The sequence below is a fragment of the Vreelandella sulfidaeris genome, from assembly GCF_042429665.1.
In the GTDB taxonomy this organism is placed as follows: domain Bacteria; phylum Pseudomonadota; class Gammaproteobacteria; order Pseudomonadales; family Halomonadaceae; genus Vreelandella.
In genome coordinates this window covers 278,154-303,957 of sequence record NZ_JBHMAC010000002.1, presented here as the reverse complement: position 1 = coordinate 303,957, position 25,804 = coordinate 278,154, and the positions used below count along the sequence as shown (strand labels likewise).

Below are 25,804 nucleotides of genomic sequence, written 5' to 3'. Positions count from 1 at the left end.
TTTCCCTTCCCGGACGCAAGGAATCACCTGAATGAGTGAGTTTGATATTCAAAACGCCGGCGGTTTAGTGCCCATGGTGGTTGAGCAGAGCGCCAAAGGGGAAAGAGCCTACGACATTTACTCACGCCTGTTAAAAGAGCGCGTGATCTTTTTGGTAGGGCCTGTAGAAGACTACATGGCGAATCTGGTTGTCGCACAGCTGCTTTTCCTGGAATCGGAAAATCCGGATAAAGATATTCATTTATATATCAATTCACCGGGCGGTTCGGTTACGGCGGGCATGTCGATTTATGACACCATGCAGTTCATCAAGCCTGATGTGTCGACGGTTTGTATAGGTCAGGCGGCCAGCATGGGCGCGCTGTTATTGACCGCAGGGGCCGCTGGCAAGCGCTATTGTCTGCCTAATTCGCGGGTAATGATTCACCAGCCATTGGGCGGTTACCAAGGGCAGGCATCTGACATTGAAATTCATACCCGTGAGATCCTGGGTATTCGTGAGAAGCTAAATCAAATTCTTGCTCATCATACAGGGCAAGATATTGAAACTGTTTCGCGCGATACGGATCGGGATAATTTCATGAGCGCTACTAAAGCTAAAGATTATGGCTTGATTGATGCAGTGCTGGATAAGCGGCCTACATCCTGATAGCGTAGTAGGATTATGCTTTTCTAACGAGCTTTTCCGGCGGCTTATGCCGCCGCAGTGATAGAGGTATGCTAATGGCCGACGGCAAAGGCAAAGACGAAGGTGGCAAACTGCTCTACTGCTCGTTTTGTGGAAAAAATCAAAATGAAGTACGTAAGCTAATTGCGGGTCCTTCCGTATATATATGCGATGAGTGTGTCGACTTATGTAATGACATTATTCGCGAGGAAGTTCTCGAAGCCGATGCCGAGAGCGATGAGGAGCGTTTACCTACGCCTCGCGAAATACGTCATACGTTGGATGACTACGTCATCGGGCAAGATCGTGCCAAAATGGTGCTTTCAGTAGCGGTATATAACCACTACAAGCGTCTGAAAACAGATGTGCGCGAAGGTGATGTTGAGCTAGGTAAATCAAACATTCTGCTGATTGGCCCCACCGGCAGCGGTAAAACGCTGCTGGCGGAAACCATGGCACGGTTACTGAATGTACCTTTTACCATTGCGGACGCGACCACGCTGACGGAAGCCGGTTATGTCGGTGAAGATGTTGAAAACATCATTCAGAAGCTGTTGCAGAAGTGTGATTACGACGTCGAAAAAGCGGAACGTGGCATTGTTTACATTGATGAAATCGATAAGATTTCACGCAAATCAGACAATCCGTCTATTACCCGTGATGTGTCGGGTGAGGGCGTTCAGCAGGCGTTGTTGAAGCTGATTGAAGGTACCACTGCATCAGTGCCGCCACAGGGCGGGCGCAAGCACCCACAGCAGGAATTTGTTCAGGTAAATACCGGCAATATCCTGTTTATCGTTGGTGGGGCTTTTGCGGGTCTGGATAAGGTGATTCGTGATCGCGCTGAAAAAGGTGGTATCGGTTTCAATGCGGCGGTGAAGAGCAAAGAATCCTCTCGTGGAGTTGGCGAGCTGCTGGCCGATGTCGAGCCGGAAGATTTGGTCAAGTTTGGCTTGATTCCTGAGTTCGTTGGTCGTTTGCCTATTATTGCAACGCTGATGGAGCTCACCGAAGATGCCCTGGTGCAGATCCTGACAGAGCCGAAGAACTCGCTGATCAAGCAGTACGTCAAGCTGTTTGAGATGGAGGGTGTAACGCTTGAGTTTAGAGAAGACGCGTTACGTGCAGTTGCTGAAAAAGCCATGGAACGTAAAACAGGGGCACGTGGTCTGCGCTCTATTCTTGAGTCTGTGCTGCTGGATACCATGTACGAAATTCCATCGCTTGAAGGTGTTAGCAACGTCGTTATCGACGCCTCAGTTATCGCTGGCGAGAGCGAGCCACTATTGATCTACTCTCAGCAGGATGAAGCACGGGTCGACGGCACTGATGGTTAGTGTGTAGTCGAATATCGCGGCCCAGCTTCACCCGCTTGCGCTAGTCCAAGGGGTCGCCTAGGCGACCCCTTGTTGTTATGGCGCATCGCTATAAGCGTTAGTTCGTGAAGTGTTACTGCAAACACTATTCCCTGCGCATTTATCAGGCGCAGGCATAGAAAAGTAGGCAGTACTTTTCTAAGTACTCTTTCAAGTACTCATCCGATTTGCCGAGGAACGTCTGCGATGCAGCAGAACGCCGAACAGACACAATGTCTACCCCTTTTACCGTTGCGCGATGTGGTTGTATATCCGCAAATGGTTATCCCTCTATTTGTAGGGCGTGAAAAGTCTATCCTGGCGCTAGAAGCAGCCATGGAGGCTGATAAGCGTGTGTTATTGGTAGCTCAGCGCGAAGCGTCTCAGGACGAGCCGGATAATGCTGATCTTTATGCCATGGGCACCGTGGCGGACATTATGCAGCTGCTTAAGTTGCCCGATGGCACGGTTAAAGTGCTCATTGAAGGTAATTTCCGGGCAGATGTGCTTGATGTCGAAGAGAATGAGGCAGGTTATACCCAGGCGCACTTAACGCCCCGTGAAAGTGAACCGCTGACGAGTCGTGAGCAGGAAGCGCTCGTTCGCGTTTTGCTTAACCAGTTTGAACAGTACGTTAAGCTCTCCAAGAAAGTCCCCAACGAAGTGCTTAACTCGCTGTCGGGAATTGAAGATCCCAGCCGTCTGGTGGATACCATCTGTGCGCATTTGTCGCTCAAGATTGGTGACAAGCAGGAACTGCTAGAGATGGATCGGGTGCGTGATCGTATCGAGCACCTGATGGCCTTGATTGAGTCCGAGATTGATCTGCTCCAGGTAGAGAAGCGTATTCGCTCCCGTGTAAAAGAGCAGATGGAGAAGACTCAACGCGAGTACTATCTCAACGAGCAAATGAAGGCCATCCAGAAAGAGATGGGTGAGCTGGATAATGTGCCTAATGAAGCCGAGAAGTACGAGCAGGCGATCAAAGAATCCGGCATGCCAAAGGAGGCATCTGAGAAAGCCACCCAAGAGCTCAATAAGCTTAAAATGATGGCTTCAAACTCTGCCGAAGCCACTGTTGTGCGCTCTTACTTGGATTGGCTAATCGCTGTTCCATGGAAAAAACGGACACGTGTCAAGCATGACCTGATTAAAGCACAGCAGGTGCTGGATGAAGACCATTACGGCCTGGAAGAAGTTAAAGCACGTATTTTAGAGTATTTAGCGGTACAAAAACGTGTACGCAAGATGAAAGGCCCTGTGCTATGCCTGGTAGGGCCTCCTGGTGTAGGTAAAACCTCACTTGGACAATCCATTGCCCGCGCTACCAACCGCAAATATGTGCGGCTGGCGCTAGGTGGTGTGCGTGATGAATCCGAAATTCGTGGCCATCGGCGTACCTATATTGGTTCATTGCCGGGCAAGTTAATGCAGCGGATGAGCCGCGCGGGTGTCAAGAATCCGCTGTTCTTGTTAGATGAGGTTGATAAGCTGGGGATGGATCATCGTGGTGATCCCGCCTCCGCGCTTCTTGAAGTGCTTGATCCAGAGCAAAATAACAGCTTCAGTGATCATTATCTTGAGCTTGATTACGATCTTTCTGAAACACTGTTTATCTGTACCGCTAACTCGATGAATATCCCCAGTGCTCTGCTGGATCGTATGGAGATTATTCGTCTGCCGGGCTACACCGAAGATGAGAAGCTGGCCATTGCCAAACGCTACTTATTGCCCAAGCAGTTGGAGGCTAACGGTTTAAAAGGTGATGAGTTAGCGCTCGAAGACAGCGCACTTTTAGAGCTTATTCGATACTACACTCGTGAAGCAGGTGTGCGTGAGCTGGAGCGGCAGGTGGCTAAGGTCGCGCGTAAAGTGCTGCGTGAGCGCCTGGAGCAAGAGCAGGATCCCAGTGCTACGTCAGAGAACCAGAGCTTAACTGCCGAGCAAATTGAGCACTACGCAGGGGTGCGTCGCTACAGCTATGGTTTAGCTGAAGAGGATGACCAGGTAGGCCGAGTAACGGGGCTGGCATGGACCTCCGTTGGTGGCGAACTGCTCAACATCGAGTCTGTTGTGACCCCAGGCAAAGGACGGGTTAATAAAACCGGCTCACTTGGCGATGTAATGAAAGAGTCTGTCAGTGCTGCCCATACGGTAGTGCGTGCCAGAGCAGCGGCCCATGGGATTGATCCTGAGCGGTTTGAGAAAGAGGATCTGCATATCCATGTGCCCGAGGGTGCCACTCCAAAGGATGGCCCTAGTGCTGGTATTGCCATGGTGACCGCGATTGTCTCTGCTTACACGCAGCGGGCAGTTCGTTGTGATGTGGCCATGACCGGTGAAGTGAATCTGCGCGGTGAAGTATTACCCATCGGTGGGCTGAAGGAGAAATTGCTGGCAGCTCGCCGCGGTGGTATAAAGATGGTGCTGATTCCTGAGGAAAACCGCCGTGATCTCAAGGAAGTACCTGATAACATCAAAGGTGCGCTTGATATTCGTCCGGTACGCTGGATAGATGATGTCCTAGCCTTAGCACTCACTGATAAAGTTGAAGACGGTGCGTCGCTCAAAAATACCGAAGCATCGTTTAGTAGTAACGTAGTTGCTAATACTCATTAAGCTGTTAAAGTCCTTTGCGGTCTTTAATAATACTTAATATTTGCCCGCAGCCTTGCGTGGCGGGTATCTCAAGGCATGGTTGCTTGACAGGTGTTTCAGGGCGTTGCTATAAAACGCAGCTACGCTTTGTTCGTTGAGCCTATCGGTGATCATGCCGTTCAGAGCCATTTTTTAAAACAGTCAAGGGGTGAAGAGTGAATAAGTCCGAGCTGATTGAAGCCATTGCCGCGTCTGCCGATATTCCTAAAGCAGCGGCGACACGCGCATTGGATGCCATGGTGGAGTCTGTCACCGATAGCCTTAAAAAAGGCGAAAGCGTATCTCTGGTAGGCTTTGGTACTTTCGCGATTAAAGAGCGTGCAGCTCGAACTGGCCGTAACCCGCAAACGGGTCAGCCAATCCAGATCAGCGCTGCTAAAGTTCCAAGTTTCAAAGCAGGTAAAGCGCTGAAAGACGCCGTCAACTAATTTGGCTGGTCTGCTTTAATCTTATGGGCGCATCGCACTGGCGGTGCGCCCATGTTATTTTCTGGCTCCCTAATTGGTTAGGATTAGTGGGCCGATGTGTTTGGCTGTGACTATCTGAGGCTAGCATGCTGCAAAGTATTCGAGATGGCTCCAGGAGCTGGGGTGCCAAAATTATTATCGGCGTTATGGTTGCGGCCATGGCGCTTTTCGGGATTGAGTCACTGTTTGGGCTTTTTGGCAGCGATCCGAACCAGGTAGCTAGTGTCAACGGCCAGCCGATTATGCGTCAGCAGGTGGAGCTTGAAGTTCAACGTGCGTTACGTTCAGGGCAAGTGCCGCCAGAGCAGGAGCGAGCCTTACGCAACGACATTCTCGAGCAACTAATTACCCAGCAGTTACTCTCTCAATATGCTGAGGACGGTGGTTTTACCGTTTCTGAGGAGCAGTTGGATCAGTTAATTGTGAGTTTGCCTGAATTTCATGATCAGGACGGTCGTTTTTCACCCGAGGTTTTTCGCAACCGCTTAGCAGGGGCTGGCTATACGCCTTTGTCCTTTCGTGAAGAGCTACGCGTCGATATTCAGCGTCAGCATTTACAGCAAGGCTTAGCTTTCAGCGATTTTAGTCTACCCAGCGAACAGGAACAGCTGGCAGCACTTCAGCGTCAACAGCGGAGCGTCCGTTACCTGATACTGGATAATGATGACGTAGATGCCGACGTCAACCTGAACGAAGACGCATTGCAAGCTTATTATGACGCACACCAAGAGCGTTATGAGCGTCCTGAACAAGTACGCCTTGAGTATGTGCTGATTGATCGCCAAGCCATGGCGGAAGGGCGCGATGTAGACGAAAGCGCTTTACGCCAAGCCTGGCGTGAACAGAATCGTGATGCTGATCGCCGTGTATCTCATATCATGATCATGTTTGGTGATGAGCGCACGCGTGATGAAGCGCAGGCATTGGCTGAGACCGCTCGCGAAGCGCTGGATGAAGGTGAGACTTTCGCTGAGACCGCCTTACGCTACTCGGATGACACGGCCAGTGCAGAAGAGGGTGGTGATCTCGGGGTCATCAGTCGAGGTTTCTTTGGTGATACCTTTGATGAGGCTGCTTTTGGTCTTAGCGAAGGAGACGTCTCTGAGCCCGTTGAGCTGGATAACGCTTTCCATATCATTCAGGTTACCGATATTCAGGGCCCTACGTTTGAAGAACAGCGCGATGAATTAGCGCGAGAAGTGGCCCTGCAGGAAGTTGACGACGAGTTTAATCAGCGCGTACAGCAACTGATTGATGAAAGCTTTGCGGCCGATGACTTGCAAAGCGTTGCCGATAGCATTGGCTTGTCGCTTAATGAAAGCCAATGGATTGCGCGCGATTCTGAAACACAAGGCGTGCTGTCTGAGCCAGGCGTCATGTCGGCCGCTTTCAGTGACGATGTGCTTGAGGAAGGCTATAACAGTGAGGTCATTGAGTTAGATCAGGATCGCCGACTGGTACTTCGCGTTGCTGAGCATCGTGAGGCAGCGCTGCTGTCTCTGGATGAAGTTCGTGAAGATGTTGAAATATCGGTAGCCGCTGAGCAACAGCAGCAGGCTTTGCGCGAAGAGGCGCAAGCGCTGGTGGCAGACCTACGTGAAGGTCAGTCGGTGGAGGTTGAGTGGCAGCAAGCCAATAACCTGACCCGCCAAGCGGATACTAACGTACCTCAGCCAATTATCCAGGAAGCCTTCCGACTGCCGCGTCCTGACGAGGGCGAGAGTCGCTATCAGACAGTTGAGCTACCTCAAGGGGTTGCCGTTGTCGCCTTGGATAGTGTCAGTGAGGGCGAGGTCGATGAGCAAATGGAAACGTTTGTGTCACAAATGTCTGAACAGCTGCGTGCTCAATCGGTGCTTCAGGGCTTGATTGAAGATCTCCGCAGCGATGCTGAGATAGAGCGGTAGCACGGAAAAGATAGAGGCGCCACGCTAGCCAGCGCCAATAAAAAGCCGATCGCAAGATCGGCTTTTTTTTTATGTCAGTTGAAGGGTGAGGCGTCCTAAGTCCAAGAGGTGGCTTATGCCTCAGGTAGTGCCGTCAGTGGGAACTGGCGTAGCTGTGGCGCCGTGTGCTCTGAACGCTCAATGACAATATCCCAGCCGTGTTCGCTGTCCCAGTCACCCAGCACATACCGCGTGGCCGGCACGTCTTCAACGCTAAGCGTATGTACCTTGGGACGATGAGTATGACCGTGAATCATCGTGGCCACGCCGTGGCGTTCCATTAGGGTGATCACCTCTTGCTGGGTGACATCCATAATGGCGTCAGCCTTGTTTGCGTTGGCTTCGCCCGACTGCAGCCGTAGGCTTTTGGCAAGTTCCAGGCGCTGCTCCAGCGGCAGGGCCAGCATTTGTGCCTGCCATTCTGGGTCACGCGACTGCTGACGAAAAGCCATATAGGCGTCATCTTGGGTGCATAGGCTATCACCGTGGAGCAGTAGCGCAGCGACTCCTTGAAGCTCTACTTCTTCAACATCACCGAACAGTGTTGCCTGGCAAGCAGCCGCAAACCGTTCGCCAAGTAAAAAATCACGATTGCCATGCATTAAATAGACAGCGGTGCCATCGCTACTAAGGGTGTGCAACCGCTTAATCACCTCTTGGGCAATATGGTTAAGAGGGTGCTGAGTGGCATCGAGTAGGTCGTCGCCAATCCAGGCATCGAAAAGATCCCCCAGGATATAAAGTGCCTCTGCCCCCGGGGCGGTGTGCTCTAGGTAGCGGTAAAACCCCTGATTAAGCTCAGGGGTATCGCTACTTAAATGCAGGTCGGCAACAAGCAGTGTGCGCATAAGGCTCCCAGTATTATTCCGCGTCCTTCACATAAGCGCGTTCGATGACTACATCCTCAGCGGGCACGTCGGCATGCATGCCACGTCGTGTCGTGGTCACGTTTTTAATCTCATTGACGACGTCCATGCCCTCAACGACTTCGCCAAAAACGGCGTAGCCCCAGCCCTGTAGGTTTTTGCCACTATGGTCCAGGAAGTTGTTGTCGCCCACATTGATGAAAAACTGCGCGGTGGCAGAGTGTGGATCCTGGGTGCGGGCCATGGCCAATGTACCCACGGTATTTTTTAACCCGTTGTCAGCTTCGTTATCGATCGGGTCGCGGGTGGGCTTTTGCTCAAAATCCTTATCAAAACCGCCACCTTGCACCATAAAGCCATCAATGACGCGGTGAAACAACGTGCCGTCATAAAAGCCGTCGCGAACGTACTGTTCAAAATTCGCCGCGCTGATAGGCGCTTTTTCGTGATTAAGGGCGATGGTGATGTCACCGTGGTTCGTCTGTAATACGATCATTGATAAATTCCTGTTCAATAAAGACGTTCGCCTTGGCGCTGTGCATCGGCGTCACGTTATAATAGCTGTTTTGCCCTGCACCGCGAAGGCCCATAGGGTTATCCTATGTTTTCACGGCTCAGTACGCCATCCACCACGAGGTTATCAACACCATCATGACCAACGAGACCACCCCAGCGCCGAACTTCATTCGCAACCAAGTACGCGACGAAATCGAGGGCGGCCAGGTCACTAAAATCGTGACGCGTTTTCCTCCCGAGCCTAATGGCTTTTTGCATATCGGGCATGCGAAGTCGATCTGTTTAAATTTCGGGCTGGCTGAGCAGATGGGTGGCGAGTGTCATCTACGTTTTGATGACACCAATCCCGCTAAAGAAGAGCAGGCGTATATTGATGCGATCAAGGAAGATGTCAGTTGGCTAGGCTTTGAATGGGCGGGGCCGGTTCGTTTCGCCTCTGATTATTTCGACCAGCTTTATGCCTGGGCGCAGCATTTAATGCGTGAAGGCAAGGCGTATGTTGACGACCTTTCGCCGGATGAAATTCGTGAGTACCGCGGCACGCTGACCGCACCAGGTACCCCTAGCCCTTATCGGGAGCGTAGCGTCGACGAGAACCTGGATCTGCTAGCGCGCATGCGTGAGGGCGAGTTCGGCGAGAGTGAAAAAGTGGTGCGCGCTAAAATTGATATGGCCTCGCCCAATATCAATCTGCGTGACCCTATTCTTTACCGTATTCGTCACGCCAGCCACCACCAAACCGGCGATAAATGGAAAATTTATCCCTCTTATGATTTTACCCATGGGCAATCGGATGCCATTGAAGGCGTCACTCACTCGATTTGTACGTTGGAGTTTGAGGATCACCGGCCGCTCTACGAATGGTTTTTAAATAATTTGCCGGTACCCGCCAAGCCGCGGCAAATCGAGTTTGCGCGCCTCAACCTCGACTATACGCTGACTTCCAAGCGTAAGCTGAAACTGTTGGTGGATGAACAGATTGTTGATGGTTGGGACGATCCACGTATGCCTACTATTTCTGGTATGCGTCGCCGGGGCTACACGCCTGCCTCTATTCGTAAATTTTGCGAAATGATTGGTGTTACCCGTGCCGATGGCGGCCTGGTGGATATCGCCATGCTCACCCACGCGATTCGCTCGGACCTTGAAGACAATGCACCTCGAGCAATGTGCGTGTTAAAGCCGCTGAAAGTCGTGCTTACCAACGTGCCGGAAGATTATCAAGAAGAGTATGACGTGCCTGGCCATCCGGCGCGTGAAGACATGACCATGCGCAAGGTGCCGTTCAGCCGCGAGCTGTATATCGATCAAGACGACTTTATGGAAGATGCGCCTAAAAAGTTCTTCCGCTTGGCACCGGGCAAGGAAGTACGCCTGCGCAATAGCTACGTGATTCGCTGTGATGACGTCATCAAGGACGCTGCGGGTGAGATCAGCGAGCTACACTGCTCGGTGGATTTTGATACGTTGGGCAAGAACCCCGAAGGGCGCAAGGTGAAAGGCGTCATTCACTGGGTCAGCGCTGACCACGGGATCCCCATGGAAGTGCGGTTATACGACAACCTGTTCACCGTCGAGCAGCCCGATCGCGACAAGGATGTTGATTTCCTGGAGCATCTAAATCCCGAATCGCTGGTCGTTTGCCAGGCGATTGGTGAGCCAAGCCTTGCCTTTGCAACGCCTGAGTCTCGCTTCCAGTTCGAGCGCGTCGGCTACTTCTGTGCGGATCGCCATGACTCAACGCCTGAGCACCTGGTGTTCAACCGCACCGTGGGATTGAAAGATAGCTGGGCTAAAATCAAGCAGAAGGGCTAAGACAAACATGGATAGCCATATGCATATTTACAATACACTGACGCGTCGCAAAGAACCTTTTACCCCGATCAACGCGGGCAAGGTCAGCATGTATGTCTGTGGCATGACGGTGTATGACTACTGCCACCTGGGGCATGCCCGGGTGATGGTCGCCTTTGACGTTATTACTCGTTATCTACGTGAGCGCGGTTACGACGTTAACTACGTGCGTAACATTACCGATATTGACGACAAGATTCTCAAGCGCGCCGATGAAAATGGCGAAAGCATCACTGCACTGACTGAGCGTATGATTGAGGCGATGCATGAAGATGAAGCACGTCTGAATGTCTTACCGCCTAGTCATGAGCCTCGCGCCACTGGTCATATTGACGATATCGTGAATATGATTGAAACGCTGATAGATAAAGGTTTTGCCTACGCAGCCGATAATGGTGATGTCTATTACCGAGTGCGCAAATTTGCTGAATACGGGAAGCTCAATAATCGTCAACTCGATGATATGCGCTCGGGCGCCCGAGTGGATGTTGATATTCATAAAGAAGACCCGTTGGATTTTGTGCTCTGGAAAGCCGCTAAACCAGGCGAGGCTCATTGGGCCTCGCCGTGGGGCAACGGTCGGCCGGGCTGGCATATCGAGTGCTCGGCGATGTCGACCTGCTGCCTGGGTAATACCTTCGACATTCACGGTGGTGGGCCTGATTTAACCTTTCCGCATCACGAGAACGAGATTGCACAAAGTGAAGCGGCCACCGGCCAAACTTACGTCAATACGTGGATGCACGCAGGGGCGGTACGCGTGGACCAGGAAAAGATGTCCAAATCGTTGGGCAACTTCTTCACCATTCGTGACGTACTGGCCGAACATGACCCAGAGGTGGTCCGCTTTCTATTGGTAGCCAGCCACTATCGGAGTCCGATTAACTATTCGGTCGATTCGCTGACCGAGGCGCGTAAATCGCTGACACGGCTATACACCGCGCTGGAAGGAAGTGAGCTTGCTAGTTCAACCACTAGTGAGGCGTCAGCTTATCGTCATCGCTTCATGCAGGTAATGGATGATGACTTTAATACCCCTGAAGCGTTGGCGGTAATGTTCGAGCTGGCCCGCGAGGTTAATCGTGCCAAACAAGAGCAGCGTCCTGACGCCGCTTTGCTGGCAGGAGAGCTAAAGCAGTTAGGGTCTATTTTGGGGCTTCTTCAGCAATCTCCTCAGGCATTTCTGCAGGGCACCCAACAACAGAGCATGCCGCTTACCGAGAGCGAGATTAATACTAAAATCGCTCAGCGACAGGAAGCTAAAGTAAATAAAGAATTTGCTCAAGCGGATGCCATACGCGATGAACTGGCAGCACTGGGCATTATTCTAAAAGATTCTCGGGAAGGGACGACCTGGGTAATCGAGAAGACCTCTTAGCCGTTAAGATAACGACCAGGTGAGGAGTTACGCTTTAACAGGGATTCTCACTTTAACGCTGATGGCTCTCTCTTAAACGCTGATGGCTCTGACTTAAACGCTGATGGCTCTGACTTAAACGCTAATGGCTCTTATACTGGATAAGAGCCTCAACTGACAAAAGCCCACTCAAAAGGAATATTAAGATGCGCTTTTCCATGAAGCCTTTAATGATGGCCTGTGCAGTATCCGCTATCACTTTTTCTCAAGCCAATGCTAATGAGCCAGTGGTAGTGGCCTCCAAAATCGACACGGAAGGTTCGGTATTGGGCGAACTGGTTATTCAAACACTGGAACGAAACGGCATTCCTACCGAAAACCGTTTACAGCTGGGCGCCACTAGTATTGTTCGCTCTGCGTTACTCGCTGGCGAAATTGACCTGTATCCAGAATACACCGGTAATGGCGCCTTTTTTTATGATATGACCGACAGCCCAGTTTGGAATGATGCTGACAAGGCCCATGAAACCGTAAAAGAGCTCGATGCGGAACAAGGGTTGATATGGCTGGAACCTGCTAGCGCTAACAATACGTGGGCCATGAGTATCCGCGAAGATGTTGCCAAAGAGCATGATCTGGTAAGCCTGGAAGATCTGGCTGACTATCTGGATGAAGGCGGTGAGTTCAAGTTTGCAGCAAGTGCTGAATTTGTGGAGTCTGCACAGGCCTTGCCAGCGTTTCAACAAGCCTACGGCTTTGATTTAAGTGACGATCAACTGTTAGTGCTTTCCGGGGGCAATACGGCCGCTACGATGCGTGCAGCCGCTCAGCAAACCAGCGGTGTTAACGCTGCCATGACGTATGGCACTGATGGCGGTTTAACTGCACTGGGTCTAGTGGTTTTGGAAGATTCAAAGGGCGTTCAGCCGGTATACCAGCCTGCGCCGGTGGTACGTGAAGAAGTGCTTGAGGCCTATCCTGAAATTGAGCCGCTGCTCAATGAGGTATTTAGCTCGCTGGATTTGGTTACCCTGCAAACGCTAAATGCCGATGTAGCCGTTAGCGGACTGTCTCCTTCCCAAGTGGCCAGCGACTATCTTGATACACTGGATCAATAATGCTCGCCATTCGGGATAACTAATTAATGTCGTTACTGGACGCGCTGCCTACTCCGCGGCTTCAGCGGGAAGGGCAGCACCCCAATGTTGTGCTGGTAAGCCTTAGTCTTGTCATGCTGGCGGCGCTGTGGGTACTCGATGTGGTCAGCATGGCCCCCAATCGAATCGTATTGGGAACGGGTCATGGTGTTTTGGAGGCGTTTGGCTGGCCCGGTGCGCTATTAGCCACGCTACTTTTTGCCAGCATAGCAATACTCGCCTGGCAACCCAGCCACCAGCACTATCGCGCCCTGGTGGCAGCGGTCGTGTTGGCGATGGCGCTGATGCCAGTTGGCTTGATCGCTAGCAGTTACCTGTTGATTGATCCTGAGCTACCCCAAGCGCGTTTGGGCTTGGGGGCTGCCTATTGGGTTGTCCTGTTTATCCTGCTGTTATGCCTGGTGGAGCTACGCTTACGCTTAAATCTGACGCGACTATGGCCCACACTGCTGTTGGTAGGTATCGCCATGGTGTGGTGGCTATGTGGTGCGTTTTGGCTTGACAGCCTTGCCCTGGTGCAGGAGTTCAACGCACGTGAACAGCAATTTTTTCGCGCCATCGGCCAGCACCTGACGCTGGTCGGAATTGCGGTCAGCATCAGTGTGGTAGCAGGCATGGTGCTGGCCATGCTGATGCGCCGCTATGAACGGTTGCAGAAAGGGATGTTCGCTGTGCTTAATTTTCTACAAACCATTCCCAGTATTGCCCTCTTTGGTTTGCTGCTGGCACCGCTTGCCTGGTTGTCAGCTACCTTTCCATTGCTTGATCAATTAGGGGTTAGCGGCATTGGCACGACACCTGCCTTGATAGCGCTCATTGCCTACAGCCTGCTGCCCATGGTGCGTAACACGTACATTGCCCTTGAAGAAGTTAGCCCGGCAACGCTGGACGCCGCCAAGGGGATGGGGATGCGAGGCGCCCAGCGCTTTTGGCAGGTGCGGCTACCGCTGGCATTACCGGTGCTGTTGGAAGGGGTGCGGATCACCACCGTTCAGGCCATTGGTCTTACCGCCGTTGCTGCCCTGATCGGCGCAGGGGGGCTTGGTACGTTTATCTTTCAAGGCTTAGGCCAGGCGGCCATGGATATGGTGCTACTCGGCGCACTGCCTATTTTAATGCTGGCGCTGATGGTGGATGCAGGTTTAGGCGCTCTTGCCGAAACGCTGCGCCCCGGAGGAATGAAATGATTGAGCTTTCCCACGTATCCAAGCGCTTTGGCGAGGCAAACGCTGTCGATGATATTTCGCTACAAATTCCCAAAGGTAAATTCTGCGCCTTGGTCGGCACCTCTGGGTGCGGTAAGTCGACCACATTGCGCATGATCAATCGCTTGATTGACCACAGTGAGGGCACCATTACCCTTGATGGTCAGCCGATAGAAGAGTATGACCCGGTTAAATTGCGTCGTCGGATTGGTTATGTGATCCAGCATACGGGGCTATTTCCCCACTGGAGTGTCGCGAGGAACATTGGGCTGGTACCGCGTTTATTGAAGTGGGCCACCTCCGATGTGCAGGCGCGCGTGGAAGAGTTGATGCACGTGCTGGGACTGCCGGTCGGTGAATTTGCCCATAAGTACCCGCATCAGCTTTCCGGAGGTCAAGCCCAGCGAGTGGGGGTGGCTAGGGCTTTGGCAGCAGACCCAGATATTCTACTCATGGATGAGCCCTTTGGAGCGCTTGATCCTATCACCCGAGAGAAACTGCAGGAGGAGCTTGCCAGGCTGCAGGCAAAGCTGCATAAAACCGTCGTGTTCGTGACGCACGATATGGATGAAGCATTGAAACTGGCGGATCATCTCGTGGTGATGCGTGACGGTAAAATCGTGCAGCAGGGGTCACCTCTGGCGTTACTTCAGCATCCAGCCGATACCTTTGTTGAATCAATGCTGGGCGGGCTTGAACGAGGTCTGAAACAAGCTGCCTTGACGCGGGTTAAAGATCATATGACCCCCATGGGCCCTATGTTGCCCGCACAGTCACGTATACCCGCCCATTACTCTCTACGTCAGGCGCTTTCTATGATGTTGCGCGATCATAGCGATAGATTGGCAGTAGTTGACCAGCATGATATGCCTATCGGAGAGCTGTCGTTACGCCGGATTATCAAAGAAGCTCAGGTCGAGAAAGGAAGCGCGCGTGACTAATTCGCTCAGTATTTCACTACCACTTAAGCGCGGGTCAGGATGGCGATGGCCTGCGATTTGGGGCGCGTTGTTAGTCGTTAGCCTCGTGGCTATGTCGTCGGCTGAGCCCGTATTCAGATGGATAGAGACTGATGCTCGCCAAGTGATTTACGACCGTGCCGATTTTTATGTGTTGCTTGGCCGTCACCTCCTGGTAGTGGGGGTGGCAGCACTGGCAACGATCGTGGTGGGGGTACTGGCGGGTATTGCTGTTACTCGAGCGTGGGGCAAAGATTTTTTACCCCTGGTAAGTCAGTTGGCGTCACTTGGGCAGACCTTTCCGCCCGTCGCCGTGCTTGCTCTGGCGGTCCCCGTGCTGGGCTTTGGCACCTTACCCATTATCGTTGCGTTGATGCTTTACGGCCTGTTGCCGATTGTTCGCAATACCATAACCGGCCTGCAGGGAGTGGATGAAGATATTAAAACCGCATCGCACGCCATGGGCATGACGCCGATACAAACGCTTTATCACGTTGAACTGCCGCTCGCGGCGCCGATCATCCTCGCCGGTATCCGCACGTCAGTGACGATCAATATTGCGACCGCTGCGCTAGGCGCGACGGTCGGGGCCAGCAATCTGGGTGATCCGATCATTTCCGGTATCGTCAACAGTAATATGGCCTACGTCATTCAGGGGGCACTGCTGATTGCATTGTTGGCCCTGTTCATCGATAGCCTGTTTGAAGTACTTCAACGTCAGCTGCGTTCCCGCCTTTCTGCATCTTAAGTTGTATCCCTAAAGTCCTTGCTCTGCGTTATTGTCGCAGGTGTTGTGTTGGTCCATGCCAGTTAAACCCACTGGCATAATCGGCTAATACCAACAACAATGCCCTCACAAGGGGTAAAACAAGGACAATAATGATGACTCAATATGTGTACCAGCCGGATTTCATGACCGGTGATGAATTCTCTATTCCCACCTTTAGCCTGCTGACACCGGAAGGCGAGCTCTATGATGGTGCTACTGAACCGGCGCTTGAGCGAGACCACGCGCGGCGTATGTATCAGGCGATGCTGGCTACCCGGCTGTTAGATGAACGCATGATGGCTGCCCAGCGCCAGGGTAGGCTTAGCTTTTATATGCAGTGCACTGGCGAAGAAGCCGCTGTGGTCGGGGCTACCGCTGCTCTTGATGATGCCGATATGATCATGGCGCAGTATAGAGAGCAGGGGGCGTTGCTGTATCGCGGTTTCTCGATTGATGAGTTCATGAATCAGCTGTTTGGCAACGACCTGGATTATGGCAAGGGTCGCCAAATGCCGGTTCATTATGGGTCGCGTAAGCTGCATTACATGACCATCTCTTCTCCCCTGGCAACTCAGATACCTCAAGCAACGGGCTACGCTTACGGCCAAAAACTGGCAGGTAACGGCCACTGTACGTTGACCTTCTTTGGTGAAGGCGCTGCCTCCGAGGGCGACTTTCACGCTGCGCTTAACATGGCGTCGGTGCATAAAGTGCCGGTCATTTTCTTCTGCCGTAATAATGGTTACGCCATTTCAACGCCTGCTGTCGAGCAGTTCGCGGCAGACGGTATCGCACCGCGTGCGTTTGGTTATCGCATGCATGTGATCAGGGTGGATGGCAACGATATCCTGGCGGTCTTTGAGGCGACCCGCCAGGCTCGCAAGATCGCGGTTGAACGCAATCAGCCTGTCCTGATTGAAGCCATGAGTTATCGCCTTGCCGCCCACTCGTCGTCCGACGATCCTTCGGGCTACCGCTCGAAAGATGAAGAGGAGGTCTGGCGGCTGAAAGATCCCGTGCTGCGAATGCAAAAATGGCTACTGAAAAAGCAGTGGTGGAGTGAAGAGGAAGAAACCTCTCAGCAGGAATCGCTGCGTCGTGAGGTGCTGGAAACCTTGAAACGGGCTGAAAAGCGCCCCTCGCCGACACTGGATAGCCTGGTAAGCGATGTCTACGCCGATATCACCCCGGCACTACAGCGCCAGTTCGATCACTTGAAACGCCATATTCGTCGCTATCCAGAGGCGTACCCCCGTGGTGCACGGTCATTGGATCTGGACGTGGGTACAGAGACTGATTCTCAGGGAGAGGCGTAACATGGCTACCATGAATATGCTCCAGGCGATTAACAATGCGCTGGATATCGCCATGGCAGAGGACGAAAAGGTGATCTGCTTTGGTGAAGACGTGGGTATTTTCGGCGGCGTGTTTCGTGCCACCAGCCACTTGCAGGAGAAGTACGGCAAGGCGCGTTGTTTCAATACGCCGCTGGTAGAGCAGGGCATTATCGGCTTTGCCAATGGCTTGGCGGCTCAAGGGTCTGTTCCGGTCGCGGAGATTCAGTTTGCGGATTACATCTTTCCCGCGTTTGATCAAATCGTCAATGAAACCGCCAAGTTTCGCTATCGCTCTGGAGATCTCTTCAATGTCGGCGGACTGACCATTCGAACACCTTACGGCGGCGGAATCGCAGGCGGCCTTTATCACTCCCAATCACCCGAGGCTTATTTCACCCATACGCCTGGCTTGAAAGTGGTTGTGCCACGCAATCCCTATCAAGCCAAAGGGCTACTCCTGGCGGCTATCCGCGATCCCGATCCGGTGTTGTTTCTAGAGCCTAAACGGCTCTATCGCGCCGCCGTGGGCGAGGTGCCTGAAGAAGACTACCAACTGCCCATTGGTGAGGCCGAGGTCATCAAGGAAGGATCCGATATCACCGTGGTGGGCTGGGGCGCGCAGATGGAGGTGATCGGCAAGGCGGTTGAATTGGCCGAAGAGCAGGGCATCGCTTGTGAAGTGATCGACCTGCGCTCACTGCTGCCCTGGGATGCGGACACCGTGGTTGAGTCGGTGCTGAAAACGGGCCGTCTGGTGGTGAGTCACGAAGCCCCGTTAACCGGTGGCTTTGCAGGCGAAATTGCCGCGACTATTCAAGAGCGTTGTTTTCTCTACCTGGAATCGCCCATTGCCCGGGTGACAGGGCTTGATACGCCTTTCCCGCTGGTGTTGGAAAAAGAGTATCTGCCTGATCACCTGAAAATCTTTGAAGCGATTCGCGAAAGCGTTAATTTCTAACCGCTTTACGTGCCCAAGAACGCATGGAGAGAATAACAATGAGCGATTTTTTACTGCCTGATATTGGCGAAGGCATTGTCGAATGTGAAGTGGTTGAGTGGCGGGTGGCCGAGGGCGACACGATTGCCGAAGACCAGCCGATCGTTGAGGTCATGACCGATAAGGCCCTCGTGGAAATTACCGCCCACGAAGCAGGAGTGGTCACCAAGCTGTATGTGGCCCAGGGGCAGGTGGCTAAAGTGCATGCACCCCTTTACGCCTACCAGTCGGATGAGCAGGCAGAAGAGCCAAGCCCTCAAGGCAAGGAAGAAAACGCCTCAAATGCTTCATCAAACGCCAGTCAACAGAGTGCTCAAGGTAAGCCTGACGGCCAGGCAGTAGCGCCTCAGGCAGTGACGAGTTCAGCCCGCGATGGTCAGCAAGGAGCGGTCGGAAAAGTACCCGCCAGCCCGGCCGTCAGACGGCTGGTCCGCGAACATTCACTTGCGCTAAATGACATTGCCGGTAGCGGAAAAGAGGGACGCGTGCTCAAGGAAGATGTGCTGGCGCATCTGGACGCTGCCTCTACGGGGTCAGCTCAGCAAAGCTCTGTTTCAACGTCTGCAGTTTCAACGTCTTCATCGGCCTCAGGCTTACAGCCTGACAAGGTAGAGCCGCTGCGCGGCGTGCGGGCGGTGATGGCGAAGCGGATGGTCGAATCCGCCAGTTCAATCCCCCATTTCCACTATGGCGAAGAGATCGACGTCACTGAGTTGCTGGCGCTACGGGAGCGTTTAAAACTAATCGCCGAGGCGCAGGGCGAACGCCTGACGCTGATGCCATTCTTCATGAAAGCGATGGCCCTGGCCGTTGCCGAAACGCCCATTCTCAATGCGCAATTAAATACCGCTGGGGATGAGCTGCACTATTACTCCCAGTGCAATATTGGCATGGCGGTTGATAGCAAGGCAGGGCTGATGGTACCTAACGTCAAAGGCGTTGAGCGCTTGACCCTGCTGGAGATCGCCAGGGAGGTGGGGAGGCTCACGAATGCAGCGCGAGAAGGGCGCGTAGATCAGGCGGATCTGAAGGGCGGCACCATCAGTATCTCCAATATCGGTGCGCTGGGCGGCACTTACGCCGCCCCCATCATTAACGCCCCTGAGGCTGCCATCGTGGCGATTGGCAGATCCCAGTGGCTGCCGCGGTTTGACGAACAGGGGGCCGTTCAGCGCCGTGCGATCATGACCGTTACCTGGGCAGGCGATCATCGCTTTATCGACGGCGGCACGATCGCGCGGTTCTGCAATCGCTGGAAAGCCTTTCTGGAGGAGCCGGACGCCATGCTGCTTCACTTGGCCTAGCCATTATGTCCCAGGCCCCGCTTCAGCAGTTTTATATCCCCGAAGAGCAATCGGTCTATCTGCTGAACCATCACGATGCCCGTAAACTCAAGGACTGGGTGGCGCTGTGCCAGGCACAGCTTACCCAGTTGGGGTATCAAGGCATTGAGCTAATTGGCAAAGGGGCCTACGGCTTTGTGTTTGCCGGTAGTGCCCTGGAAAAGGGCAAAACTGCTCATTACGTTTTCAAGTTTTCACGTATTACCCTACCGACCCACCTGCAGGAGCGCCTTGAGGAAGAGGCGTTCATGCTCGAGCAGGTATCGCACCCGCTTATTCCTGGCTTGATCGGCTACCAACGCTCCCGTGGACAATCCATTCTCGTCATGGAGCGGGCTCCGGGCTGGAATCTAGAACAAGTGTCGCTTAAGCAGGGGCGCCTCTCACCACGCTTGATCGTACGTATAGCGGCGCAGTTGGCGGATATTCTGCTGGCGCTGCGGCGTGAAGCAGGACCTAACGCGCGACCTGTCGTGCATGGTGATATCAAGCCCTCCAATTTGGTATTCGACGCCACTAATGAAACCATCGCGTTGATTGACTGGGGCTCGTCGGTGTTTGCTCAGCTTGATGCACAACTGCAGTTTGTCGGCGCCAATGTCATGGAGTTGATGTCGGGTAATTTGCAGCAAACCAATGCGCGTCTGGGCGATGTGTATTTTATTGGGGAGGAGCAGTTGAACGGTGCGCTCTCTTCGCCGCGGTTCGATGAGCAGGGAATGGCGGGCACGCTGTATGCCTTGGCGTCGGCGCAATCCTGCCGCTTTGGTCACCGGGCCATTCCGGCAAGTTCGCTAGGACTGCCCATGGCCTTTGCGCGTACGTTGGATGGTATGTTGGACCCCGATCCCTTGGTTCGGCGCAAGGCGGGCAACTACTTTTTGAACCATATGGCACAAATGGCCAGGGTGGTGATGATCGATTTACCTGCTCCAGTGCAGGTGCCGTTGGTGCCGGTATGGGTGCGTCCCGCTCATCAGGAAATTGATACCGTCGTGTATAGCTCACGCAAAGCCTTTCTACGTGAAGCCAATGCGCAAGAGACGCTTAATGATGTCAACGATGTGCAGCTTGACCGTTACTACAAGCAGTTCATGCAGGGCATGGGGGAAACCGAAAAGGCCTTTTTGGCCTCGGTAAGTCGGCTAGGGAAGTATCCTGTCGTGGGCGGGCTGGCAGTGCGCTGGGAGCGGGAAGGGGTGTATATCGATTCATCGCTGAATCTTCACGACCCCGCGCTGAAGCCTGCCTTTATTGAAGCGGTCAATAACATGGTCCACCTGGCGCGGGCCATTCATCGCCAGGGTGTGTTTAAAAGCTGCCTGTTCAATGCCAGGCAAACCCTTCATCTGGAGCGCGATTTTGCCGAAGAAGCATTCGTCAGTGAACCGGACATGGCGATTGGCTATGAGCTGAGTGCTGTCCCCGAACTGGAGGATCGCAGCCGTCAGCACAGTTATTTTGAAGATGGCCCCGACCCGGAAGAGCTGTTAATGCTGCCAGAGGCGATCATGCAGGTGCTTCAGCAGCTTAACGACATCCACCATACCGGTATGATTATCTTTGAAGCGCTGCCCAGGCATTTGAAGATCCATAGCTATTATCGGCTGCTGGACCCTCGCCGTGAGCAGGAGTTTCAACGTCTGTTAAGCCGAATACTGGCCTCTGTCAGCCAGATCGAGGGGCTGGGGGTGTCTGGCTTCATGAAGATGCCTTATAAAGATACGCGTTTTTTCACTCACCTTGAGCGGCAGCCGGAGCACTTCTATCCCAAGGATCCTCGGGAGTATTTAAGAAAATGCTCGCTGCCTTCAACGCACGGGTAATACGAGGTCTATGAATCAGGGGCGTTCGTGGCTAACCAGCTAGCCAACTGCTCGGTCAAGCGGTCGGTTGCCTGGCCAAACGCGTTGACCACATCGGGTATATCCGCACTACTGGCGCGCTCCCTAATGGCGAAGCTGGTAGACGCCAAAGGCGTTTGATCAGTTCCTAGCAATTGAGCGTCTAGCTGAAGGTTGACGCTGGGTGGTGTGTCATCGTATTCACTTTGAAAGTGACGCAGCTCACTCAACAGCTGAAGATCGTGAGGCAGGCGGTCACTGCCTACATTGGCGAACAGGTCGCGTTGCTGCAGGCCAGTGATCAACTGGGCCTGAAGCATGTCCGGGGCATCTTCATGCCAGCGTACGCCTTCATACACATTCACCACATTGCCTTCGGGAAACACCACGATGCGATTGCTGCTTAGCAGGTAGCCCGCTTCAGGAGTGGCGATGCCAAGCCGGAACGGGAGGGTGTCGGCGATTGGGTCACTGCCTGCTGATGCATCTGGTAAACGATACAGGGTGGCTGGGTCGCTCTCAGGCAGAATTGAGCAGCCCGATATTGTTAAAAAAGCGCCTAGACCAAGGCTAATGCGTAACGATTTAATCATCATGGACTAAACTCCTCTACCTGATCGCGGCCCAGGAAAAAGTCCATGGGGCTCTCTTGCAGCTGGCGGGTAATGCGATCAAGTGTCGCAAACGTTGAGCGCAATGCAGCAAGCGCGGGGGCAATGTCGTTGGTGGTCTGCAACGTGCTTTCCACTGCCGCCGCGTTGTCGTTCACCAACTGTTCTATGCGCTGGGCAGCTCTTGCTACATCGCGGCTGGCATTTTCAGCGCTGCGCATTACCTGCTGACCCTCTTGGCCCAGCAGTTGATTCGCCTCCTGGCTAAGCGATTCGATACTTTCAAGGGTGGTCGTTGCCTGGCGTGATACATCGCCAAACAGTGCCATGTTCTCGTCTAATGCTGCCTGCTGCAAGGCAATCATATCGGTAATCTGAGCGATATTGGTCAGGATGTTGCCAGCCTGTTCGCGGTTGTTATCGTCAAATAGTTCGTTGACGTTTTTCAAGATCGAATTGACGTTCTCAATCATTTCTTCGCCTTCATCAAAAAGCGTGGCAATAGGCGAAGGATCGGCATCAATGAACGGAGCATCATCATCGCTTTGCTCGCGCAGGCGAGGGCTCTCGGGGGTGCCGCCATGCAACTGCACGGACATGCTCCCGGTAATGCTGGCAAAGGCCAGTTTCGCGCGCGTGTCGACTTTGATGGGGGCATCCTCATAGACGCGAATGCGGGCAACTACCTGCCTTGGATCATCGGGATTAAGCGTAAGCTCGGTGACATCGCCCACTTCAATGCCGTTGTATTGCACGGTACTGCCTACCGACAGACCGCTAACACTGCGCTCAAACAGAATGCGGTAAGGCTGATAGTCGCGTTCGCCTGCGGCATAGCTCATCCATAAGGCAAACAGCAGGGCGGCGGCGGCTGTTAACACTGTAAACAGGCCGATTAAAATGTGGTGCGCGCGGGTTTCCATGGGCGTCACTCCTGTGATGGTGTTGAGCCTGCAGAGCGCTGTGCAGCGCGTCCACGCGGGCCGTTAAAGTAATCTTGAACCCACTCATCGTCGGTTTTGGCGACGTTTTCAATGGTATCGACAACGAGTACGTGCTTTTGCGACAGCACGGCGACTCGGTCACAGGCAGCGTAAAGGGTATCGAGGTCGTGAGTGACCAAAAACACGCTGAAGCCCAGCGCATCGCGTAGCGTGACCAGCAATTGGTCGAACGCGGCGGCGCCAATAGGGTCTAGTCCTGCGGTAGGCTCATCGAGAAACAAGATATCCGGATCAAGCGCTAACGCCCTGGCAAGTGCTGCGCGCTTGATCATCCCGCCAGAGAGCGACTCGGGAAACTGCCTTGCGGTGTCAGGGGGAAGGCCCACCAGCGACAGCTTGATGCGCGCCAGGTATTCGGCCTCTTCTCGGGAGAGGTTAGCGTGCTCAATCAAGGGCAGCGCCACGTTTTCCTGCAAACTAAGCGAGCTGAACAGCGCGCCTTGCTGAAACAGCACCCCAAAACGTCGTTCTACCTGGCTGCGCTGTGAATCACTTAGCTCATTCAACCGCTTGCCGAGCACCTCCACAGTGCCCTCGTCAGGTCGCTTTAAGCCCACGATACTGCGAAGTAACACTGATTTGCCGGTACCAGAACCACCCACCACGCCGAGAATTTCACCTCGGTAGAGGGTCAAGTCCAGGCCTTCATGAACGGTAGTGGAGCCAAAGCGATTAACCAGTCCTTGCACACGAATGACCGCTTCGTCGTCGTGATGGTCGCGTGAAGTGCTTTCTCTTGATTCCGTCATGCGCCCATCTCCATAAAAAATAGTGCTGCCAAGGCATCTATCAAAATCACCATGAAGATGGACTGCACGACGCTTGAGGTGGTGTGGGCACCCACCGACTGGGCGCTACCGCTGACTTTGAACCCTTCCAGACAGCCGATGACCGCAATCACGAAGGCAAACACCGGCGCCTTGCTCAAGCCAACCAGAAAGTGAGTGACCGACACGTCTTTTTGCAGAGTGGTCATGAACTGACTGACAGATATATCCAGCGAGAGGGTGGCGACTACCGCTCCGCCTACCAGGCCGCTCAGCATGCCTACAAAGGCCAGTAGGGGAAGGCTGATCAGCATTGCCATGACGCGAGGAAGCACCAGCAGCTCGATAGGGTCTAGCCCCAGTGTTTTTAGCGCATCGACCTCTTCGTTGGATTTCATCGCACCGAGCTGGGCGGTAAAGGCACTGGCGGTGCGGCCTGCCAATAAGATCGCGGCAAGCAATACCCCGAATTCGCGCAGAAACGAAAACGCAACCAGATCAATGGTGTAAACCGTTGCGCCGAAGTCCTGCAACACGGTGGCGCCAAGAAACGCCACCACAGCGCCGACCATGAAGGTTAACAGCGCAACGATAGGCACCGCATTCAAGCCGCTTTGTTGTATATGGGCAACCGTCGCGGTTATGCGCCAGCGGCGAGGGCGGAAAACAAGGGAGGCAAACGTCGCCAGTACAAGGCCAATAAACGCTAATAATTGGCGCTGTTGAGACCACAGTGCCAGCATTTGTTGCCCCACCGTAGCGAGCGCTTCCGTTATTCGATTAGGGCGCTGTTGATTACTCTCAAGCGGTGCGTCCATCGCCTCAGCGATGCGCACCAGCAGTGCCTGTTGGGCACTAGGCAAGTCGCTAGCCCATTCGTCAATCTGCTTGGTCTTCTCAACACCCATCAGCTCGACGATCAGCGCGGCACCAGCGGTGTCCAACCCCTCAAACCCTGGTAGCGTCACTGTCTCGGGATTTAGCTTGTCGTGTTGCTGTAGGGTGCGCTTTAGTTCAGCGTAGTGGCGCAGGGTCCATTCGCCATGCAGCGAGACATTCCCACTCTCTTGAGTGATCCACTCGTTTGGCATCCGTGCTCCTCATCATTGCCTTTACATGACAGCGGAGGTCTATGATGCATTCAAACGAGCGTTAGTGAAAGATAAGTCGTGGTTCCTTAACGTGGTACACGATATCTTGGAGACAGTTCCTGCTTGATCTTGGCAGCGACTTCTTTTAATCGTGGCCCAAGATTATTGACGAGACGATCATGATCCAGACGCAGGCTGGAGCCGCCACAGTTAATCGCCATGACTTCGGCGCCATCTTCCAGAATCAACGGCATGGCCACCGCGCTGATATCGCGTTGCCAATCCTGTTCTGAAAAACAAAAGCCGTACTCGGCGTAGTCGCGCAAGCTCTGCTCAATTCCCGCCTCAAGCTGCGGCCAGTCGTTAGCGTGGAACTCAGCCAGTTCACGCATTACCTGTTGGCGACGCTCGCTGGTTAACCCACATAGCCAAGCACGGCCAATGGCGGACGTAGCAATAGGTAGCCGCGAGCCAGCATCCAGGCGAATGATCAGCGGCCCATGCCCATGGCAGGTTTCCAGATACACCATATCGCTGCGGTCAGCGCTTCCCAGGCTGACGTTGCAGTCGGTAGCGTCGGCAAAGTGCTGCAGGTGCGGACGGGCAATCTCACGAATACCCATATTGGCGAGAAACCGATAGCCCAAGGCCAACACGCCGGGCCCTAAACGGTACTTTTCAAGATGACGATTGTGCTGCAGGTAACCTAGCTGGGTCAGCGTGTAGGTTAACCGCGACACCGTTGGGCGTGGAATATGGGTGCGGTTAGAAAGCTCCGCATTCCCCAAGTACTCCTCGCCTGTGCCAAAGGCTCTCAATAGCTCTAAGCCACGCGCTAGGGCGGTGACAAAATTGCGATCTTTTTCAGGTGACTGTGGCTCTTCAGCGGCAGCATCGGTCGGTTCCATCAAGCGTCTCGGCTAATCAATCATTGAAGGGCAAGTATCTCATACCTGCGCCAGGGCATTGCAAAGCGCTATTGCAGAATTTAGTCAACGCTTGACTGGCGGCGCTGCGAGGCAGCGCCGCCAGTG

At 53.5% G+C, this 25,804-nt stretch carries 22 protein-coding genes; 15 read left to right on the top strand and 7 right to left on the bottom strand.

Annotated elements, in window-relative coordinates; translation table 11 throughout:
- Window positions 1–31: 31 nt before the first annotated feature.
- From clpP to ACFFLD_RS01460, 5 genes are all read left to right on the top strand, one after another.
- Complete coding sequence (gene clpP, locus ACFFLD_RS01480; protein WP_386040815.1) at window positions 32–649, top strand: ATP-dependent Clp endopeptidase proteolytic subunit ClpP; 618 nt, start codon at window positions 32–34, stop codon at window positions 647–649.
- A gap of 74 nt (window positions 650–723) precedes the next feature.
- Window positions 724–2,004: an ATP-dependent Clp protease ATP-binding subunit ClpX gene (gene clpX, locus ACFFLD_RS01475; protein WP_386040813.1), complete on the top strand. Its 1,281-nt coding sequence runs from the start codon at window positions 724–726 to the stop codon at window positions 2,002–2,004.
- A gap of 225 nt (window positions 2,005–2,229) precedes the next feature.
- Window positions 2,230–4,641, top strand: a complete 2,412-nt coding sequence (lon, locus tag ACFFLD_RS01470) for an endopeptidase La (RefSeq protein ID WP_386040810.1) — start codon at window positions 2,230–2,232, stop codon at window positions 4,639–4,641.
- Window positions 4,642–4,835: 194 nt separating this feature from the next.
- The gene (locus tag ACFFLD_RS01465) at window positions 4,836–5,108 is read left to right on the top strand and encodes an HU family DNA-binding protein (RefSeq protein WP_007114333.1); all 273 of its coding nucleotides are present in this window, start codon (window positions 4,836–4,838) and stop codon (window positions 5,106–5,108) included.
- Between the two features lie 125 nt (window positions 5,109–5,233).
- On the top strand, window positions 5,234–7,054 hold the full coding sequence (locus ACFFLD_RS01460) for a SurA N-terminal domain-containing protein (protein ID WP_386040807.1): 1,821 nt from the start codon (window positions 5,234–5,236) through the stop codon (window positions 7,052–7,054).
- A 113-nt stretch (window positions 7,055–7,167) separates the two neighbouring features.
- Here ACFFLD_RS01460 and ACFFLD_RS01455 read toward each other — a convergent pair whose 3' ends face one another.
- Window positions 7,168–7,941, bottom strand: a complete 774-nt coding sequence (locus ACFFLD_RS01455; protein ID WP_386040805.1) for a UDP-2,3-diacylglucosamine diphosphatase — start codon at window positions 7,939–7,941, stop codon at window positions 7,168–7,170.
- A gap of 13 nt (window positions 7,942–7,954) precedes the next feature.
- Window positions 7,955–8,455 (bottom strand): peptidylprolyl isomerase, encoded by a 501-nt coding sequence (locus ACFFLD_RS01450; RefSeq protein ID WP_386040803.1) that lies wholly within the window; start codon window positions 8,453–8,455, stop codon window positions 7,955–7,957.
- 155 nt (window positions 8,456–8,610) lie between these two features.
- On the opposite strand from ACFFLD_RS01450, the gene ACFFLD_RS01445 reads away from it, so the two are divergent.
- From ACFFLD_RS01445 to ACFFLD_RS01400, 10 genes are all read left to right on the top strand, one after another.
- A complete protein-coding gene (locus ACFFLD_RS01445) occupies window positions 8,611–10,290 on the top strand; it encodes a glutamine--tRNA ligase/YqeY domain fusion protein (RefSeq protein WP_386040801.1) in 1,680 nt (559 codons plus the stop codon).
- Window positions 10,291–10,309: 19 nt separating this feature from the next.
- On the top strand, window positions 10,310–11,707 hold the full coding sequence (gene cysS, locus ACFFLD_RS01440) for a cysteine--tRNA ligase (protein WP_386040799.1): 1,398 nt from the start codon (window positions 10,310–10,312) through the stop codon (window positions 11,705–11,707).
- Window positions 11,708–11,892: 185 nt separating this feature from the next.
- Window positions 11,893–12,804 carry a glycine betaine ABC transporter substrate-binding protein OsmF gene (osmF, locus tag ACFFLD_RS01435; protein ID WP_386040797.1) on the top strand — a complete coding sequence of 304 codons (912 nt, stop codon included), beginning with the start codon at window positions 11,893–11,895 and terminating at the stop codon, window positions 12,802–12,804.
- Between the two features lie 26 nt (window positions 12,805–12,830).
- The gene (locus tag ACFFLD_RS01430) at window positions 12,831–14,030 is read left to right on the top strand and encodes an ABC transporter permease (protein ID WP_386040795.1); all 1,200 of its coding nucleotides are present in this window, start codon (window positions 12,831–12,833) and stop codon (window positions 14,028–14,030) included.
- Window positions 14,027–14,989 (top strand): ABC transporter ATP-binding protein, encoded by a 963-nt coding sequence (locus ACFFLD_RS01425; protein WP_386040793.1) that lies wholly within the window; start codon window positions 14,027–14,029, stop codon window positions 14,987–14,989. The genes ACFFLD_RS01430 and ACFFLD_RS01425 overlap by 4 nt, the downstream gene beginning before the upstream one ends.
- Complete coding sequence (locus tag ACFFLD_RS01420) at window positions 14,982–15,755, top strand: ABC transporter permease (protein WP_386040791.1); 774 nt, start codon at window positions 14,982–14,984, stop codon at window positions 15,753–15,755. The genes ACFFLD_RS01425 and ACFFLD_RS01420 overlap by 8 nt, the downstream gene beginning before the upstream one ends.
- Window positions 15,756–15,889: 134 nt before the next feature.
- Window positions 15,890–17,092 carry a thiamine pyrophosphate-dependent dehydrogenase E1 component subunit alpha gene (locus tag ACFFLD_RS01415; RefSeq protein WP_386040788.1) on the top strand — a complete coding sequence of 401 codons (1,203 nt, stop codon included), beginning with the start codon at window positions 15,890–15,892 and terminating at the stop codon, window positions 17,090–17,092.
- Between the two features lies 1 nt (window position 17,093).
- Window positions 17,094–18,071 carry an alpha-ketoacid dehydrogenase subunit beta gene (locus ACFFLD_RS01410; protein ID WP_386040786.1) on the top strand — a complete coding sequence of 326 codons (978 nt, stop codon included), beginning with the start codon at window positions 17,094–17,096 and terminating at the stop codon, window positions 18,069–18,071.
- Between the two features lie 38 nt (window positions 18,072–18,109).
- The gene (locus ACFFLD_RS01405; RefSeq protein ID WP_386040784.1) at window positions 18,110–19,414 is read left to right on the top strand and encodes a 2-oxo acid dehydrogenase subunit E2; all 1,305 of its coding nucleotides are present in this window, start codon (window positions 18,110–18,112) and stop codon (window positions 19,412–19,414) included.
- A gap of 5 nt (window positions 19,415–19,419) precedes the next feature.
- Complete coding sequence (locus ACFFLD_RS01400) at window positions 19,420–21,279, top strand: protein kinase domain-containing protein (protein ID WP_386040782.1); 1,860 nt, start codon at window positions 19,420–19,422, stop codon at window positions 21,277–21,279.
- 8 nt (window positions 21,280–21,287) lie between these two features.
- Here the strand turns inward: ACFFLD_RS01400 and ACFFLD_RS01395 are convergent, their stop codons facing one another.
- The 5 genes from ACFFLD_RS01395 to ACFFLD_RS01375 all read right to left on the bottom strand — a co-directional run bounded on the left by ACFFLD_RS01395 (window position 21,288) and on the right by ACFFLD_RS01375 (window position 25,678).
- Window positions 21,288–21,893 (bottom strand): ABC-type transport auxiliary lipoprotein family protein, encoded by a 606-nt coding sequence (locus tag ACFFLD_RS01395; RefSeq protein ID WP_386040780.1) that lies wholly within the window; start codon window positions 21,891–21,893, stop codon window positions 21,288–21,290.
- Complete coding sequence (locus ACFFLD_RS01390) at window positions 21,890–22,831, bottom strand: MlaD family protein (protein WP_386040778.1); 942 nt, start codon at window positions 22,829–22,831, stop codon at window positions 21,890–21,892. The genes ACFFLD_RS01395 and ACFFLD_RS01390 overlap by 4 nt, the downstream gene beginning before the upstream one ends.
- A 5-nt stretch (window positions 22,832–22,836) precedes the next feature.
- Window positions 22,837–23,661: an ABC transporter ATP-binding protein gene (locus tag ACFFLD_RS01385; RefSeq protein WP_386040776.1), complete on the bottom strand. Its 825-nt coding sequence runs from the start codon at window positions 23,659–23,661 to the stop codon at window positions 22,837–22,839.
- A complete protein-coding gene (locus ACFFLD_RS01380; protein ID WP_386040774.1) occupies window positions 23,658–24,770 on the bottom strand; it encodes an MlaE family ABC transporter permease in 1,113 nt (370 codons plus the stop codon). The genes ACFFLD_RS01385 and ACFFLD_RS01380 overlap by 4 nt, the downstream gene beginning before the upstream one ends.
- Before the next feature lie 86 nt (window positions 24,771–24,856).
- On the bottom strand, window positions 24,857–25,678 hold the full coding sequence (locus ACFFLD_RS01375) for an IclR family transcriptional regulator (protein ID WP_386040772.1): 822 nt from the start codon (window positions 25,676–25,678) through the stop codon (window positions 24,857–24,859).
- Window positions 25,679–25,804: the final 126 nt, after the last annotated feature.